Source organism: Pseudomonas muyukensis (assembly GCF_019139535.1).
In the GTDB taxonomy this organism is placed as follows: Bacteria; Pseudomonadota; Gammaproteobacteria; order Pseudomonadales; family Pseudomonadaceae; genus Aquipseudomonas; species Aquipseudomonas muyukensis.
The window spans coordinates 332,003-349,475 of the sequence record NZ_CP077073.1 but is presented as its reverse complement, the minus strand read 5'-3'; the positions used below and the strand labels follow the sequence as shown (position 1 = coordinate 349,475).

General features: G+C 56.1%; 16 protein-coding genes. 7 read left to right on the top strand and 9 right to left on the bottom strand.

All coding sequences use genetic code 11. The annotated features are described in order from the left end of the window. Window positions 1-80 precede the first annotated feature (80 nt). The 4 genes from ssp4 (at window position 81) to KSS95_RS01675 (ending at window position 2,165) form a co-directional block, all read left to right on the top strand. On the top strand, window positions 81-941 hold the full coding sequence (gene ssp4, locus KSS95_RS01690) for an Ssp4 family T6SS effector (RefSeq protein WP_217853917.1): 861 nt from the start codon (window positions 81-83) through the stop codon (window positions 939-941). Next, window positions 938-1,363, top strand: coding sequence for a hypothetical protein (locus KSS95_RS01685; protein ID WP_217851061.1), 426 nt, complete (start codon window positions 938-940; stop codon window positions 1,361-1,363). The genes ssp4 and KSS95_RS01685 overlap by 4 nt, the downstream gene beginning before the upstream one ends. Before the next feature lie 179 nt (window positions 1,364-1,542). Then, complete coding sequence (locus KSS95_RS01680) at window positions 1,543-1,734, top strand: type II toxin-antitoxin system HicA family toxin (protein ID WP_134693260.1); 192 nt, start codon at window positions 1,543-1,545, stop codon at window positions 1,732-1,734. A gap of 17 nt (window positions 1,735-1,751) precedes the next feature. Beyond that, entirely contained in the window at window positions 1,752-2,165 is a 414-nt protein-coding gene (locus tag KSS95_RS01675; RefSeq protein WP_217851059.1) for a type II toxin-antitoxin system HicB family antitoxin, read from the top strand. Here KSS95_RS01675 and KSS95_RS01670 read toward each other — a convergent pair whose 3' ends face one another. Next, the gene (locus KSS95_RS01670) at window positions 2,166-3,545 is read right to left on the bottom strand and encodes an ATP-binding protein (protein ID WP_217851057.1); all 1,380 of its coding nucleotides are present in this window, start codon (window positions 3,543-3,545) and stop codon (window positions 2,166-2,168) included. A gap of 1 nt (window position 3,546) precedes the next feature. Further along, entirely contained in the window at window positions 3,547-4,266 is a 720-nt protein-coding gene (locus tag KSS95_RS01665) for a response regulator (RefSeq protein WP_217851055.1), read from the bottom strand. A 142-nt stretch (window positions 4,267-4,408) separates the two neighbouring features. On the opposite strand from KSS95_RS01665, the gene KSS95_RS01660 reads away from it, so the two are divergent. After that, window positions 4,409-6,703: a TonB-dependent siderophore receptor gene (locus KSS95_RS01660; protein ID WP_217851053.1), complete on the top strand. Its 2,295-nt coding sequence runs from the start codon at window positions 4,409-4,411 to the stop codon at window positions 6,701-6,703. Here the strand turns inward: KSS95_RS01660 and KSS95_RS24515 are convergent. Both KSS95_RS24515 and nirK read right to left on the bottom strand, forming a co-directional pair. Continuing rightward, on the bottom strand, window positions 6,655-6,912 hold the full coding sequence (locus KSS95_RS24515) for a DUF3079 domain-containing protein (protein ID WP_225935552.1): 258 nt from the start codon (window positions 6,910-6,912) through the stop codon (window positions 6,655-6,657). The two genes, KSS95_RS01660 and KSS95_RS24515, sit on opposite strands and share 49 nt — an antisense overlap. A gap of 78 nt (window positions 6,913-6,990) precedes the next feature. Then, window positions 6,991-8,082, bottom strand: coding sequence for a copper-containing nitrite reductase (gene nirK, locus KSS95_RS01650; protein WP_437179596.1), 1,092 nt, complete (start codon window positions 8,080-8,082; stop codon window positions 6,991-6,993). Window positions 8,083-8,754: 672 nt separating this feature from the next. Between nirK and KSS95_RS01645 the strand changes: the two genes are divergently transcribed. Further along, window positions 8,755-10,239, top strand: coding sequence for a hypothetical protein (locus KSS95_RS01645; protein ID WP_217851049.1), 1,485 nt, complete (start codon window positions 8,755-8,757; stop codon window positions 10,237-10,239). Here KSS95_RS01645 and KSS95_RS01640 read toward each other — a convergent pair. Beyond that, window positions 10,231-11,106: a reverse transcriptase family protein gene (locus KSS95_RS01640; protein ID WP_217851048.1), complete on the bottom strand. Its 876-nt coding sequence runs from the start codon at window positions 11,104-11,106 to the stop codon at window positions 10,231-10,233. The two genes, KSS95_RS01645 and KSS95_RS01640, sit on opposite strands and share 9 nt — an antisense overlap. A gap of 371 nt (window positions 11,107-11,477) precedes the next feature. Here KSS95_RS01640 and KSS95_RS01635 point away from each other — a divergent pair, with 371 nt between their 5' ends. Then, the gene (locus KSS95_RS01635; RefSeq protein ID WP_225935551.1) at window positions 11,478-12,431 is read left to right on the top strand and encodes an endonuclease domain-containing protein; all 954 of its coding nucleotides are present in this window, start codon (window positions 11,478-11,480) and stop codon (window positions 12,429-12,431) included. Window positions 12,432-13,131: 700 nt separating this feature from the next. Here the strand turns inward: KSS95_RS01635 and KSS95_RS01630 are convergent. The 4 genes from KSS95_RS01630 to KSS95_RS01615 form a co-directional block, all read right to left on the bottom strand. After that, complete coding sequence (locus KSS95_RS01630; RefSeq protein ID WP_217851046.1) at window positions 13,132-14,616, bottom strand: hypothetical protein; 1,485 nt, start codon at window positions 14,614-14,616, stop codon at window positions 13,132-13,134. Continuing rightward, window positions 14,597-15,709, bottom strand: a complete 1,113-nt coding sequence (locus KSS95_RS01625) for a nucleoid-associated protein (protein ID WP_217851044.1) — start codon at window positions 15,707-15,709, stop codon at window positions 14,597-14,599. Before KSS95_RS01625 ends, KSS95_RS01630 begins: the two co-directional genes overlap by 20 nt. A 127-nt stretch (window positions 15,710-15,836) precedes the next feature. Then, window positions 15,837-16,112 (bottom strand): hypothetical protein, encoded by a 276-nt coding sequence (locus KSS95_RS01620; RefSeq protein WP_217851042.1) that lies wholly within the window; start codon window positions 16,110-16,112, stop codon window positions 15,837-15,839. After that, window positions 16,109-17,089, bottom strand: coding sequence for an integrase domain-containing protein (locus KSS95_RS01615; protein ID WP_217851040.1), 981 nt, complete (start codon window positions 17,087-17,089; stop codon window positions 16,109-16,111). The genes KSS95_RS01620 and KSS95_RS01615 overlap by 4 nt, the downstream gene beginning before the upstream one ends. Window positions 17,090-17,473 lie beyond the last annotated feature (384 nt).

The window sequence follows — 17,473 nt, the reverse complement described above, 5'->3', positions numbered from 1 at the left end:
TGAAGGCCCTGATCTTTGTGTAAGGAAACCGATTCGTGACAGACCTGCTTGCCAATCCCCTGGGCAACACCTCGCAATTCATGGCGCGTCAGCGCATGCAGGGGCGTATCGATCAGCAGAAGCTGTTCAAGGCGATTGACGCCGACCCCGGCATCGTCGGCGCGGGCGTCGTGTATATCGACGCCGACTACAACGTCATGACGCTGCGCGAGTTTCAACCGATCTGCAGTATCAAACCCAAGCGCATCATCCTGCGCGAGGCACCGCGCTACACCTCGCCAGAGCAGTTCATGAACCAACTGCAAACCAACCCACGAGAAGCGCGAGTGGTGAAGGAGGCGGTCAACACCACCCTGTCATGCGCCGGCGCCGTGCTGGGGTGGATCGTCATGTTCAGCGGCACCATCGCGGTGCCGTTTTCCGGTGGTGCGAGCCTGGCCCTGACCGCCGTCGGCTACGCAGCCGCCACGGCCAGTACCGCGCAGTGCGGCATCGGCCTGGTGCGCACGGCCTTCGAGGCCACCGATCCGTCGCTTAATGACGCCATGGACCAGGAAACCTGGTACCAGGCGGCCACGCCTGTACTCGATGCGGTGTCGCTGATGGGCGTGGGGGCATCGGGCCTGACCACCTTGAAGTTTCTCCAGGTGCGCAAGGCCGCTACCGGCAACAGCTGGTATCAACTGACGCGTTCGCTGAGCCGCCAGCAACGCAAGGCTTTGACTACCGAGTTGCTGACCATCAAGCATCCTGCCTTGACCGCCAAGCAACTGAAGCTCAGGCAGAGCGCGGGTGAACTGGTCAAGCGCTTTACCCCAACCCAGATCAGCCACTCCACCCAGACACTGATCAAGGACTCTGTGGGGGGCTTCATCGGCCTTGCTGGTAGCGGCACGGTGCAAGGATTGGCTGTCGGGCTTTACGAGGAACTCAGCGAATGACGCGCCATGCCCCGCTCAAGGATTTTCTCCGGCGCTACTTCGGCGTGTTCATCGCTGCGTTTTTCGCCTCGATCATCGCCGTTGCCTGGACCTTCGCCCTGGCCTGGAGCACCTACTGCCGTCATTGTGCGCAGGACGGCCTGTTCCCCTTGGGCCTGTATGGCCTGTTTGCGCTGTTCGCCCTGGGCCATGGCGCCGTGGTGCGTGGCCGGGCCTGGGGTTGCTGGCTGATAGCCGGGATGTGCGTGGCGTGCATGCTGATCACCTTGCCCACCTATGGGCATGGACCGAACATGTTCATCTACAGCGGCAGCCTGCTGGCGGCATTGGTGGCCTTGCTGCTGCTCAACAGCCAGCGCTATCGCGAGATGCGCATGCGCCTGGCGGAGTACCGCCAGCAAAGGCGCCAGGCGCGTCGCTAGGCCCTGGGCAGTTTTGTTGGCGAAAGATCGCGCATCACTTCTCTGCTTCGCAACCCGGATCCCCTCACCATACTTGCCCCACTCGGGGTGCCCGCTCGTCGCCGTGGTGGGTATGGTGTTGATAATGCTTGTTTGGTGGTTATACTAACCACCAATCGGCCAGCCCAAGGAATGGGTTCATGAACAGCCGTGAAATGATTTCGGTGATCGAGGCCGATGGTTGGTACCTGGTGCGTTGCAAAGGCAGCCACCATCACTTCAAGCACCCCGACAAACCTGGGCTGGTAACCATCCCGCACCCGAAGAAGGACCTGCTGCCCGCCACCGCGGCCAGCATCCTGCGCCAGGCGCGGATCGTCTACGCCAGCTGACGAGGAGGCTTTATCCCATGTTGTTTCCCATCGCCATCCTTCCCGGTGACGACCAGTACGCTTGGGGCGTGGAAGTACCGGACATCCCTGGCTGCTTTTCGGCGGGTGAAGACCTCGACAACGCCATCGCCATGGCCCGCGAGGCGATCGAGGGCCATCTCGAGCTGCTTGCCCAGGACCAGCAGGAGATCCCCAAGGCCAGCAAGGTCACCGCGCATGCGGCCAATCCGGCCTACGCCGGTTGCACCTGGGCGTTGATCGATATCGATATCACCCGCTACCTGGGCAAGGCCGAGAAGCTCAACATCACCCTGCCGGCCTACCTGCTCACCCGCATCGACAGCTACGTGCAGAACCACCCCGAACACAAGAGCCGCTCGGGCTTTCTGGCCGAGGCGGCGCTGAAGATCCTCCAGGGCGAGTGCAAGTAGTCAGGCCGGGCCACCTGCGGGCAGGCGCACGCTGACCCGCAGCCCACCGTCTGCCCGGTTGCTTAGCTGCAGTTCACCGCCGTGGCTGGCGGCGATGCGCTGGGCGATGCTCAGCCCCAGGCCGTAACCGCCCGAGGCCTGGTTGCGCGAGCCTTCGCCACGCACGAACGGGTCGGTGACGGTCGCCAGCAAGCCCGGCGCGATACCGGGGCCGCGGTCGTCGACGTGGATGCACAGCCCATGGCGGGTGCTTTCCAGGGTGACCGACACGTCCTGGGCATAACGCAGGGCATTGACCAGCAGGTTCTGCAGGCAGCGCTGCAACAGCAGGGCGTCGACCCGCGCCTGGCCCGCCTGGCCATGCATGGGCAAGGGTTCCTCGGTGCTGGCAAGGTCGACGCACAGCCGGGCCACCAGGCGGTCGAGGTCGACCTGTTGCAGGTTCTGCTGTTCACCGGCGCGCAGGTAGTCGAGCACCTGGCCGATCATGCCGTCCATTTGCGCGATGTTGTGGCGCAGGCGCTCCTTGTGTTCGCCATCTTCCAGCCGCTCCAGGCGCAGGCGCATGCGCGTCAGCGGGGTGCGCAGGTCGTGGGACACGGCGGCGAGGAAGTAGGCCTTGTCGTTGACCATGCCGATCAGCCGTTGCTGCATGGCATTGAAGGCCTGGGCGGCTTGGCGCACTTCCTCCGGGCCATCCAGCGGCAGCGGCGGTTGTTCGAGGTTGTGCCCCAGGCCCCGGGCCGCATCGGCCAGGCGGCGCAACGGGCGCAGGCACAGGCGCACCGCCACCAGGCACACCAGCAGCACGGCGACGATGCGCAAGGCATAGACCCGCAGCAGGTAGTCGCTGATCAGCACCCAGGCCGACTCGCCGCTCCAGCCCTGCAGCTCCTGGCCATCGATGGTCAGCCAATGGCCGTCGGCCAGGGGCACGGCGAACTCCAGGTGGGCCTGGGCGGTGCGCAGGCCGAACAGGCTGCGCCAGACGATTGGCTGGCCCTGTTCGTCGGTGAGCCGCACCTTGAGCAAGCGCGCCTGTGGGTCGCGGCCCAGTTCGTAGGCCAGCGCCTGGTGCAGCAGCAGTTCGATCCGCCGTCGGCCGCGGCGTTCGTCGTGCTCGCCCTCGGGCAGGGTTTCGGCGCAACGCACCTGGTAGTGACGGGGCACCGCGAGGGCCGCGCCATGGCAGTCGGCCTGGGCGATCAACGGCGCGCTGCGCGCCGCGATCAACCGCACCGGCGCCTCCAGCACCTGGGCGAAGCGCACGTCGAACCAGATACTGCTGGACAGCAACTGGATCACCAGGGTGCCGCTGATCATGATCAGCAGCAGCTGGCCGAACAGCGTGCGCGGCCACAGCCGGCGAAGCCAGCGCACCTCAGGCGCCCAGGGCTTCGCGGGCCAGGCTCAGCAGGTAGCCTTCGTTGCGGATGGTGAGAATCTGCGCGCCCTGGCTGGCGGCGCGGCGCAGTTGCTGGCGCAGGCGGCTGATGCACATGTCCACCGAACGGTCGTCGGGCAGGTGGTCGCGACCAAACGCGCTGCGCGTCAGCTGATCGCGCGAGACCACGCGGTTGTTGGCCTCGAGCAGTTCGCGCAAGACCCGGTAGTCGGAGCGGGGCAGGGTCAGCGCCTGGCCGTCGGGGAGGGTGAGCAGGCGCTTGACGTGATCGAGGCGAAAGCCGGCGAACCGCTGGGGCTCTACTGTGGCGTCCTGCGCCGCGGTTTCCAGGCGTTGTGGCCGGCGCAGCACGGCCTTGATCCGCGCCACCAGCTCACGGGGCTCGAAAGGCTTGGCCAGGTAATCGTCGGCACCCACCTCAAGGCCAATGATGCGGTCCAGGGTGCTGCCCTTGGCCGACAGCATGATCACCGCCAGGCCGGGTTGCGCCTGCAACTGCCGGCACAGGCTCAGGCCGTCCTCGCCGGGCAGCATCAGGTCGAGCACCACCAGGTCCACGGCATGGCGCGCCAACTGCTCGCGCATCTGCTCGCCGTTGCCGGCGGCCAGGGCCTGGTAACCGGCATCGGCCAGGTAATCGCAGAGAAGTTCGCGGATTTCGTCGTCATCGTCGACGACCAGCAGGGTCGTGCTCATGGTGCGGGGATACCTGTGCGAGGCAGCAGCCTGGCTGCGCATTACGTTCGATTACATCCCCGTACATGCCGTCCATGGCGCCGAAGGGGCGGATGCCTAGAATCGTAACAAAAAATCATCTGCGAATACGAAACCTTCCCAAATGGTACGACAGAGCATCATGACCGACGCATACCCCGTTCACCGAGGCGGCAGTCGCCTCACCCCGCTTGCCTTCTTCGTTGCCCTTGGGCTGTCAGCCACCGCCACGGCCGGCAACCAGGCCGTGGAGCTGGATGCCACCACCATCGACAGCAGCGCCCTGCCGGTGGCCGACGACAGCGGCCAGATCGGCTACACCGTCGAAAGCACCCGCAGCTCGACCGGGCTGAAGCTGACGCCGCGGCAGACCCCGCAGTCGGTCACCAGCATCACCCGCCAGCAGATGGACGACCGCGACATCCACACCATCGAGCAGGCGCTGGACACCACCCCCGGGGTGAGCATGAGCAAGATGGAAGTGGGCGGGCGCACCGACTTCCGCGCCCGTGGCTATTCGATCAGCAACTGGAAGATCGATGGCTTGCAGTTCCCCGGCGGTTCGGACTTCAGTGGCGGCGGCAACGCCCTGAACATGGACCTGTACGAGCGCATCGACATCGTGCGCGGCGCCAACGGCCTGCTCGGCGGTACCGGCGACCCGTCGGCCACCGTCAACCTGATTCGCAAGGCGCCGGGCAAGACCTTCGGCGGCAGTGCCTACGCCACCTATGGCAGCTGGGACAAGCGCCGCCTGGGGGCCGACCTGAACCTGCCGCTGAGCGAGGACGGCCGCCTGCGCTCGCGTTTGGTCATGACCCAGCAGGACGCCAACTCGTTCCGCGACAACCAGTCCGAGCGCTCACGCGCCGCGCTGGCCAACTTCGAATTCGACCTGGACGATGCCACCACCCTCGGCGCCGGCTACCAATACGAATACAACAAGGTGGTCGGTGGCGGCTGGGGCGCCAACATCCCGATCTGGTACGGCGACGGCAGCAAGACCGACCTGCCGCGCAGCACCAACGTGGTGCCGAGCTGGAGCTTCGGCGAATACATCACCCGCACCACCTTCGGCTCGCTGTCGCACCAGTTCGACAACGACTGGAGCCTGGACCTCAAGGTCGCCCAGAGCAGCGGCGAGGCCCTCAACCATCGCGGCCTGGCCAAGGTCAACTCATCCGGCCGTGGCGTCTACGGCGGCTACTGGGACCAGGACGGCAGCGGCGCGGTGCTCAATGGCGTGCACAGCTCCACCGACACCACCCAGCAATCGGCGCAGATCGACCTGTCCGGCCCGTTCCAATTGCTCGGCCGCACCCACCAGGCGATGGTCGGCTACAACGACAGCCGCACCGTGGCCTGGTCGCCGCAGTACAGCTGCAGCATGGTCGGCGGCGGCAAGACGGTGAACGGCGGCGCCGGCTGCCAGTTCCGCGCCAACAACGGCCTGGGCCTGAGCAACTGGCTCGACGGCGTGGACGACGACTACGCCATGCTGGCGTCGAAAACCGGCCTGCACAGCAAGACCACCACCCGCCTGCAAGGGATGTATGCCGCCACGCGCCTGAGCCTCAGCGACCCGCTGGCGGTGATCCTCGGCGTGCGTACCACCGACTACTCAGCCACCAGCCGCAACGTCAGCGGCGTGCGCAGCAACCAGCAGAACAATGGCATCGTCACCCCCTACATGGGCGTGGTCTACGACCTGAACGACAGCTACTCGCTGTACGCCAGCTACACCGATATCTTCAACCCGCAGACCGAGGAGACCGCCAGCGGCACCAAGGTCGAGCCAATCCGTGGCCAGAGCTACGAGAGCGGGATCAAGGGGGAATGGTTCGATGGCCGCCTGAACGCCTCCGCCGCCTACTTTCGCACCAAGCAGGAAAACAAGGCCGTCATGGACGGCGACCTGCTGACCCCGACCGGCGCCACCGCCTACAAGGCGGGTTCCGGCCAGGAAACCGACGGTATCGACCTGGAAGTCGCCGGCGCCCTGAGCCCCAACTGGAATGTCTACGGCGGCTATACCTACCTGCACTACCGGCGCCTGGACAGCGACGGGCGCAGCGACCCGTCGCACCTGTTCAAGGCCTCGACCACCTATCGCCTGTCCGGCCCGCTGGAGCGCCTGACCCTCGGCGCTGGGGTCACCGCGCAGAGCAACATCCGCGCGATCTCCTCGCCAGCCGGCCAGCCGAGCAACGGCGTGAGCCGCGGCGCCAGCGATGTGAACTGGTCGGGCTATGCCATCTGGAATGCCATGGCCAAGTACCAGCTGACCGACGACACCAGCGTCAGCCTCAACGCCAACAACCTGTTCGACAAGCACTACTACACCCGCTACGGGTTCTATGCCGGGGCGATCTACGGCGACCCGCGCAACCTGGCGTTGACGGTGAGTACGGCGTTTTGAGGGCTGTTGGCTGGGAGATCCTGCGCTGGTGCTATCGGCTGGTCCAGCCGCGCATCAAGCTGGTCCCAATCCTCGCCGAACAGCTCCACCGGGTGCATGGTCCGCTCCGCCCCATTGCCGCAGGCCAGCGCCTTGGCCGGGCAGTACAGGTCGCAGCCCCAGCAGATCCGCTCCGGATGGCTGGGGTTGCTGGGAAATTTCTTGGCCATGGTCTCCCTCCATGAAGTGAGTGCCTGCGCTCAGGCTATGCCGCGCATGGCCAAGTGGCTTGACCGAGGTCAATGCCGCTAGCGGATCGGCCCCGGTGCTTGCAGCTGGCTCATCAGGTCGTCGTTCCACTGGCCCTCGACCTGCACATGCGCCGCCGCGCCGAGCATCACCGCCTCGATCAGGTTGTGGTTGAGGTAGGTGTACAGCCCCGGCTGGCGGAAGGTGTACAACGCCGCCCCCGCCGCGCCACCCGGGATGAACCAGGTTTCCAGGTTGCGTTGCGGCGGGTTGGCGAACTTGCCCGCCGCCCAGACATAGTCACCGTGGCCGCCGATCAGGTGCGGGCGGGTGTCGCGGTTGGCCTGGGAATGGACGATCAGCACCGTTTCGCCGACCTTGGCGGTCAGCGCCTGCTTGCCGGTCAGCGCGCCGACGCTGCCGTTGAACACCACATGGCTGGGCACCAGCCCCTTCATCAGCTGGCTCATGTCGCCGAAGCTGGCCATGGGGTTGGCGTAGCGCTTGTACTTGCCGTCCTTGTCGCGGGGGATGTAGTAGTCCTGCTCGCCGATGTACCACACCTTGTCGTACTTCAGCCCCCGGCCCTCGGCGTCCTTCAGGCCATCGCGCGGCAGCACCATGATCGCCCCGTTCATGCCGCACACCACATGCCAGGGGATCATCGCCCCACCCGGCGCGCAGTGGTACACGAACACCCCGGCGCGGTCGGCCTTGAAGCGCAGCTTCACCTGCTCGCCCGGTTTCACATGGGTCAGCTCGCCGCCCCCCAGGGCGCCGGTGGCGGCGTGGAAGTCGATGTTGTGCATCATGCTGTTGCTGGCCGGGTTGACCAGGGTGAGCTCCACATAGTCGCCTTCGTGGACCACCATCAACGGCCCCGGCACCGAGCCGTTGAAGGTCATGGCATGGATGTAGGCCCCGGCCGTGTCGATGGCCAGCTCTTTTTCCTCGATGACCATGCGGAACTCGACGATCCGCGGCTTGCCCGGCGCCCGCTGGCTGTGGGCATGCACCTGCGGCGGCGGCACCAGCTCGACGCTGACCCGCTCCAGCTTGGCCAGGTCCACGGCGGGGACGGTGCTGGCAGCGGGGGCGGCGCTTGCGGCCCGGGCCAGGCCAGTGCCGAGCACCGAGGTGCCGACGCCCAGCAACACACTGCCGGCGAGCATGCCACGCCGGGTCAGGGCAACGCCTTCTTGCTCACTCATGGGACTTCTCCTTAAGTCGACGGGAATCGTCGGGCACAGGAATAGCCGCTTTAAACGTAAGGTTTATTGAGCGAAAACAAGAAGTGGGTGGGGTGGGCGATGTGTCGCAGGGGGGGTGGAGAGCTGAAACGAAAAAGCCTCGACAGAAGTCGAGGCTTTTGGGAGATGGTGGCACCAAGAATCGAAAAAGTTTTTAACTAATTGATCTGTAAGGCTTTTATTTGTATGTGATGATTCGTCTATCTCTAAAACTATCCCGGCACCTGGGGCTTGCTAAGCATTGATACAGGCGGAAATGTCAAAATGGGACCGATTGCCCCCAGTGCATGGCTGCCTCTCATGCTTTCCTGAAGCAGGGGCTCGTTCTCCAACGACGGTAAGCGACACCTATCGATGAAAGGCTACCGTTGCTAGACGGCATCTATCGGCCAAAAGCGGTTTTCGGACCGCGTCCGTGGTAAAAAGCACTCGCAAGATCTGGAGCGCCAAGCCCTAGGCCATTTGGGAGTAGGCTCTCGACAGGGTTGATAGCATTAAAGGTGGTCAATTCGCGACTTAGAATAATCGGAATTAGATGGAATTGGCCTTTTAAAAATCCTAGATGGATCTACTATGTCTCAGTCAACTGAATTAACCGGTGGCGCCGGGTTTGTCTATGAAAGCCATGTGGCTGCATATTTCATGTCTGCTCTTCTGGCGGAGACCGTCAGGCCACCATTACAAAGTAAAATTAAAAGTGTACGTCTTCAACAAGCCGCTCTGGGCGCTCCTCTTGATGATGTTGTCATCGAACTTGATACTTCAATTCAGATGAAGGCGCACTTTCAAGTCAAACGACATCTTATAATATCTGCCTCTAAAACCAATGAAGATTTCAAGGAGGTTGTTGTTAACTCTTGGAAGACCTACATCATTTCAAAAAATGAAAACCGTAATGACACTTATGGGGCGCTAACAGACGAAATCGCCAGCTCATCGCTGAGAAATGTTCAAACTGTCTGTGAAAGTGCTCGAAGTAGCGAGAGTAGCGAATCATTCTGGGCTATAGAAGCTCAGGCTAGCGTAAAATTCAGGGAGTTCATTGATGTGCTATGCAAGATTTTAGATAGCGCACAGATCCAGGCGACCCCGCACGAATTATATGAATTTCTCCAAGGGTTTTATATAGAGTCTTTACGAGTCATGACTTCGGGTGCACCATTGCTCACGTCAGCGATAAATGAACTTAAGACAGTTCTCAGAGCGGAACATCGCGCTACTGATTTATGGGAGGCTCTTAAAGGAATAGCAAGAGAAGGAGCGGGCCAAGCTGCCACCTACAACAAAAGGTCACTTCAACGTAAATTGGTATTGTTTTCCTTCAAAGACATAGCTGCTCAGCAGGAAGTAAAAGCGATAGCCGAACGATCCGGCAGTGGAGCCTCGGGCGCCACCCCAATCACTTGCTCTCTTGCGTTCTCGCATGTTGGTATAGAGCAGAGCGATGTCGCAGTTACCGCATTAATTGTAACAGACGAACCTGAAGAGTTATCTGATCAGATACAGTCTTGGAAAGAGCAAGTTGCTCGGAGCGCATTAATCCCTGATGAGAATAGATCTGAGATTGTTCGGGAGCCACTAAAAAATATAGTCGCGCAACCGGTGTTAGCGTATGTCCTCCTTCAGAACCTGGCTGTGGCAGATTTTTCTGCCTATATTTATTACGCAAAAAAAACAAATATTGAAAAATGGGATGAGGCTAGATACGAACTAGAGTTTAAGACACTGCCCTTGCTTCACAGATTAAGCAGCAAGCGCGAAATGATTTGTGAGATTTACACTGCTGAAGCAAACGCCAAACGATTTTCAGAAGCCGCCATAAGACTTGTATCTAAAAACTATCACCGTGAAATCGAAAGCCCTATACTAAAGGCCAGCTTTGGAAAAATATCAGCAATTAAAGAGCTTGCGGATGTTATCGCTAAAATAACTGCTAGCTTCATCGCAGGTGATCAAGTTGCAGTTGGCCAGATCGGCTATATAAAAACGAGAATCAGATATGGCGAGAATGTTGCCACGAGGGAAAAGCACTTACGAGACCGCAATCCGCTAGCGTGACTGCCTCAAAAGCTTCCATAGTTTTTCTGCGAAATCCGGCTCAATTGAGTGTGCATAAGCTATCATGCCTTTCATCTGAGCCCAAGAAGGTGTAACTGTATCTACGTGCCTACTTCTTTCAAAATGTTCTTTTCCATACTTGCTTGCGTAGTAAACTGCAAGCCTAAGCCTGCTTTTCAATTTTTTTGGAAGTCGTGGTCTTTCTCGATCAACTACGGATAGCCCTGTGACAAACTGTCTCGAGCCTCGTCGCTGAATATAGCAGCCGCTCCCCCTAAGCTCAAACCCATTGTTTTTAACAATTGTACTAATAGCGCTAATATCTGGGGTTTCCGCCCCTGATATGGTCATATTGTCCGCATAGCGACTATACATGCAGTCATGGGTGGAGGCTAAATCTAGCATCGCTTGATCCAGCCCCTTGCAAACTAGATTCGAAATTATTGGACTGCAGCGAGTTCCTTGACGCAAGAATCCGTCAATGGTAGAAATCCTTGCTAGTAATTTCGAAATTTCAGGAGTCGCCCCAATTGTTAAAAAAGCTTTTGCAACTTGTAGTTCTGTAATTGCGTTGAAAAAATTTCTTATATCCGCATGAAGGATTAGGCTTTTACGGAGGTGGAGTTCAGCGTTAGTTAGGGTCGAACGCCCCTTGAGAAAACCTTGAACGTGCCGACCAAAGCTTGCACTGTTCGTAACCAACATCGAAACAGATCGGTGAAGCTGGGTGACCCACTTGTGGTTTGCCTTATAGACTTCTCTAAATTCCCCTTTACGATTTCTTCCACGCTTTGGGATTTCGAGCTTTTCGTAAAATCCTTCCTGGCAATCCGAAACTGCGTACTCGAATATTTTTGACTCGCTCACACCTACGGCTTGAGCTAGCTCATGGGCGGAATGAATGTCTTTCAGGCGTCTTGTAGTCATTAGAGGCTGCAGAGTATGAGGGGCGGCTGGATGGAATATGTAAGACCTCAAAGGTCGAGCACGGACTCGTGCCCACGGACATAACCGCGGTCAGTCATCCAGCCGCCGCGCAAAATATAGCATATGCTTGGCTTGAATGTGAAGCCCGTCTTCGATTCGCTCTTCTACTCTAGTCGAATACCTCGTAGGAAACGCTAGAGAATTGGCTAAAACGAAGCCTTGGACAGAGCCCGAAGCAACGCATGAACCTCAGCTACTAGACATTGAGCACCTAAAAGTTGAAAGTACGGTTTTCGCAATCAGAAAAATACATGATGAAAAACTTAGGTCGCCCCATGACACCGCCGAGTTGGTTTCACGATCGAGGGCCATCCCCTATTGAGGACGAGTTCAGTAAAGCTGCTTCTGACCTCGCGGGCCTGATTGAAAGAGAGCATTGGTTTGGTGATGCGGATAAGCACCATCGCTATCGGGTGGATTTTATCTTAAAAGATGCGCGACTAATCATTGAGCTTGATGGTCATTCCTCACATTCAACAAGAGAACAGTTGGAGAAGGATGCTGTCAGACAACGCTATCTAAGCCGAGCCGGCTACACTGTTATCCGTTTCACAGGTCGAGAGATCGCGAAAGACGCACTGGGGTGCGTTTCGGAGGTGCGTCAGATGTACGAAGAGCGCATGCAGCGGGCTCCTGCTAAGTATCGGGTTATGTACGTTGACTACTCATTTGTCAAAAAGCAGATGAATGAGGCTCTAAAGTTTTACCGCGAGATTCACCCCGAGAAGAAACTCACCCCTCAGTCGCTTGAAAAAATTATCCCTCATGCAATTGAGTGGCTGCATGAAAAATCATTTGTCACGGCTTTCGTATTCTGTCCTAAAGAATTACACAATGAAATAGAACATCTGAATGCAACTATCGTGGAGTATGATAAGGGTGAAATTAAGTTCAATACTTTGGCAAGTGAACTTTATTCGTTGGATTTGGGCGAACACCTAGAAAGTTTTGCGCATTTTTTTGACGAGTTCATGGTGGTTGCAGATGATCCGGTCTATAGAGCCCCTATTCGTGCTGTGCTGCCAGAAAAGATCAGTGAAAACACTATCGGAGCTTACACTCACAAATACCTTGCTAATGCCAAACTTTTACGCCTAGGAAACGATGAGACCTCCTTCGCGGGTACAGAGTTAGCTTACGTACGCTGGCAAAACATATTTTACCCAATCGGATTTGCTCTGGGACTGAGCATATACGAACTATAGTTATTTGAACTGTACTTTTTTCGAGGTGAATGGCACGCAGAGGGTGGGGTAGTCATTAGCTGTTGACCTATTCCAATCTCGGCAATTGCAGGCGACCGCTTTTGGCCGTTTGCTGCCTGTTGCGAAATGCTGCGACCGACCCAGAGCGGACCTTCGCTAGATCCACAGTCTCGGGAACCCGTTAAGTAAACTCAAGCGATCAAAGCCCAAATGTCGAGTGAGGTGCGCAGGTTGCCCCCTTTGCAACCGTGGAATGCGTAAGCCTCCTCAAAGATTGATCTCACGGAGCTAAACCGCATAGAGGCAGAAGCTGCGTGACGGCAGCACCATGGAGCAACAGGCCCCCGCACTACTGACTGTAACTGGTGGTAACGTACCATATCGCATAGGGTAACTACATAGGCGCTCCGATTGCATTTGTGATCGCAGCGATGGTGATGCTTATATTCGCTGTTGGCTTCCTGGCGACGACACCCTATGTTGAAAAAGCTGGCGTGTTTACGCTTACATGACACGCGACATAGGTGTTTTCATGAGTACTAGCGTCACGCTATTAGCGCTGTTGACTTACACCTGCATTCAATTTGTGGTCTATGCCTATTTATGGAGCGTGTTGCAGATTTGGTCAAAGACCTACGCGGTCCAGATGTTGCCTGGTGGGCCTATACTCAGCGACAGCCCCTGTTGTAGGTGTGCAGGGCTACAGGCAATTTATCCGCATGACAGTCACAATTGATGTCGTAATTGTTAAAATGCATAGCCACAGTATGACTGACTTTTTTCTTGTGCGTTTAATGTAGTTTATGTCTCGGTTAAAATCTTTGTCATTGTTAAAAATAAAGCTAATATCTTCTTTGCTGAGAAGGTCGGTGTACCGGGATTTGAATGCCTTATAGCTCTTGATATATCGAATTTTTTCTGCGTTAGTTTCTGCGAGTGCGTAGGCCAGAATCGCAAGGGAGATACCGGCTATAAGCAGAAACAGCCAGTATACGCTAGGTGTTATTATTGATGGTTCGGCAGCTGTCGGTTTGGCTAGGGTTCGAACTAAAAAGGCTGAAAAGAGAAAAGATGTCAGTGAGAAAATAGATGTGCGTAGATAGTTGGTGATATTTTTTGCGATGTCGGATGCCTTTTCTGAACCTTTCTGTATTTGTTCAGAAAGTTTGTTCTTTAAATCAATGTACTGTTTTAGGTTGTCTTTTAAGTAAATTGAATGATTGGACGTGATTGATTCTAGCAACCCCTCTTTCAGCTTTAAGAGCTTTCCATCAGTTGCATGTATAGTGAGGAGGTTTCGGCAGATGCCGAGTTTGTCTATTATATTGCCTTCAGTATACGCCCATTGATAAACGGCGAGGTATTGATGGATTGAAGATGTGTCCACATCTGAAAGATTGGTTACAGAAAGTTTTTCGGTGGTGTACCCTTTGACTGTATAAGCTATCTCTCCACTGGAATCAATTTTGGTGATGTCAGACAGTGCCATTAGGCAGCATATTAAAGATAGCCTGTCAAAAGTTTCAGATAGAGGATGCCCAAGGATACTCTTATCAAATACAAAGTCAGATGGTATAAAGTTAGTATTGATATTTGCGTAAACGGAACAGGCCTTTGACCTAAGCTCAATGTGTTTTGACTTGTAGCTGGGCTCAGGATTTGTGGGGTAGTTGTCAGTTGCCAGCTTCGGACCAAAGCATAATAGCGAGCTTTTGGTCAATTGGTTAAGCTCGCTGGATTCAAGATAATATGCGGTTTTAGCTAGGTTGAAAACCTTTCCTATTACCTCGGCTGGGCTGCCTTTGCATAAATAGTCTGCAAAAGCGGAAAGTGAGTAGATCGACAGAGTTTTTCTTTGGGCGACCTTACCTACCCTGAGCTTCAATGACCCGCTGAGGCTTCCGAATGCGTCATTCCAAATTTTCAGGTTTTGATAAAATTCTTCAATTTTGCCTGGGTCACGACTAGAAAGCGAAAACGAGGTTTCAGATGATCGCGGTGTGAACGCTAAGGTAAAACTGTCGCGAGAGTTGATCTCTTTAAGGACCTCCGCTAATGCTTCAGAATTTGTATTAAAAGCTGAACAGTTATATGCCGTGGTGTAATCCTCAGTGGACTCGGTGGCCGATTTTAAAGTTGCACCAGGTGATATAGAATAAATTATGTTACCCAATGGAATCATCATCGCTTTCCTTGCGATTAAATGCGTTATAACCTTCTTCAGAGTATATCTTCAGAAACTTTCTTCCATTTTCTTCGCCTGTGGAAAAGAAGTTTTTAATGTCTTCAACTTCGCCAGTAATGCGAAGGTCCACGTTATGTGATAGTTTGATCTGTCTTTTGATTTTTGCATTGATGACTGAGGGGGTTAGATCAAAATGGGTATCAAATCCATCAATTTTCTTACTGGGGAGCAAGTTTGCTGCCACTATAAATTCCGGCATAGAAACATCCGGATTATCAGGCTTGTACGCGCTAAATAACTCGTTCACCATGTCCGGGTAGCTGCATTGGGGGCGTGTTGTAAAATATCCCACAAGAGCGTTGCGGAGTGTCCAGTAGTCACTTTTTGATTTTGGCTTCACCTTAGCGGCTAGGAGGCCTTCTACGGCGGTGAATGCTCGAAGCGTGTTTATCTGGGGTGAAGATAATGCTGTGAGTGTTAAAAAGTCTTTCCACCAGTACTCGGTTACCGAAGGTGCACTATCAATAATGATAACCGTCTCAGCAAGTATTCCATTAATTATCTCGAAAATAGCACATTTCTGAGCGCGATGTTTGGCGGGTAATCCAGTGTCTTTTATGAAGGTGGTCTCGTTTATGAAGTCGGCGTGGTCAACCTTTACAATTAGTAAGCATGCTTTTTCATCAAGCTGAAAATGACAGCAAAATAGGCTGCCGCTGCGTAAGGTGGTAAATTTACCTAGCTGAGTCTGAACGTTGACTTCGAGATTAAGAAGCCGTTCACTAAGATCTTTTGCAAATTCTTTAAATTTTGTTGTTGAAAGTCCGGTTACTAGTTTTCCGACTTCGCCTGTTGTCTCGATTTTGAATGACTGATTCCTTTTGTTTTTCAAAAGCTCGTCAATCAGACCTGTTAGGTAATTTTTAATGTCAGTTTCAGCTGTCCGATAGAATGGATCTCCCAAAGTCTGATTCTGAACATCAATTTTTTGAATTGCAGCATTAAAAATTTTGAGCTGATTCGGTTGAAGAGCTGCGCCGTCTGCGGGCTGCGGACCATTCACTGCCCCGTCCATGGTTTGAATTTGGTTCACTACGGCTCCCGAGAATGATGGCTATTTGACTTCATCATAGCTCGAAAAGCTTCGTCGGACTAGAAAGCTGATCGTCGGTGTATTGATGCGCAACATGAATAGATTGTGAGCGCCAGCAGTGTCCCCATCAGGGCTTGAATACCCATGACGTTCCTAGACGTCGCGCTAGCAGCCGGACCGTCAGCACGTAGTAATACTGCGTTGCATGACTGTGATCGCTCAAGCGATTTTCAAGAAACCACACCACATGCTTCCTTTGCCAAGTCCAAGGGTTTTCCCGCTGCCAGCGCTCTTCGATTGCAGCCTGAATGATTTTTGCCTGGCGCAAATGACGTCGCCGCGTAGCGTGCGAGCCTGTCAGCACTCCAGCGAGGAACAGCTCCATGTCGAAGGGCTTGCTCATGGCCGGCCTCCTACATAGGCAGCGACCACATCGATCCGACCGTGCCCCAGCTCATAGCTGATTTGTCTCCGGGCTTCGCGGTCAAGGTGCTGATTTAGCTCACAGCGTTGCCCGCCGTTGATAGGCGCCCGGTGCTGAGTGATTTGCTGATAGCGCTCACATGCGTACGCGGCGCGGAGTTCATGGAAGCCTCTGAGATTGTGTGCATGCAGGATGTCCCGGGCAGGGCGGACGATTGTCTGCAAAACTTTCAGGAAGCTTTCGCTTGGCGCAATCAGATTGCGGCTACCGGCAGGCGACACCTGCCGTGCAAAACTAAGTGCACCTCGAACATGGTCGTCCACCGCAATCCAACGCGGCGCCGAGGCACCGACGCGACCGCCTTTGGTGCCATCCTGAATGTTGATCCTGCCTAGGTCGTTAGCCTCACGGCTTAGTCTTGGCAGATCAGCCAAGATGGCCTCACGCAAGCGCATACCGGTGGCACGTGCCAGTTGCACGATCGCTGCAGCCCTTGGATGTTGACAGCTGCAAAGTGCCTCGACTATTCGCTGGATGTGGTCGCGATCTTGGCCCTGCGGCACCGATTGACGACCCCCGGTGCGCTGCATGCCCAGTGCCTTGCTCGGACTTGGCAATTTTACGTACTGATCACCGCGAAGCGCTGCCATGGTCCTGTTAAGGCTGGAGAGCCGGTTTTGCGCGGTGCTGATGGCGAGGTCACCGCGCTCAACGACTTCGCGTAGATACGCCGCATAGTCGGCCAACACTTTCCGATCAATCTGCCGCGCATCATTGATACCGGGCCCTTGTTCGGAGCGGCACCACTTCACGAATGCCTGCCACCGATCACAGTGCGCCTTGACCGTACCGTAGTGGCCACCGCCGAACATGTCTTTCAGCGCCTGCGGCCCTGCATAGCTCAATTGCCTGCCATAGCCGAAATTGCGGCCATCTCGTCTACCCACCAATGCCATGTCAGTCACCTCACTTTCCGATATCCGATCCTCGCCCCACGTCATCCCGCCAAGAATGTTGAGTGTTATCAGGGATCAAGGCCCCTGCGACCTGTGGGGATGTCCTCTAACGCGGGACTGGCGGCTCCTTACATCCGGGAGCAAGGGCATCTCATGATCTGGCCTCCTAAACACCGATACCGGTGGGCGGGTGGAGGCAGCACTGGCTGACGTGACCAGCGCCTGAAGATCCTGAGCCGGGTGAACGCAGCGGTGCGATGACCGGGGGCATGCCTGACTGTCAGTCAGGTGCAGTCCATTTCTTGGTCTGCGGCACCATCATCTGCATGGCTGTTGCTGGTGACATCGGCGTTTGTCACGCCGATTGTCACGAGGGGGATTGCC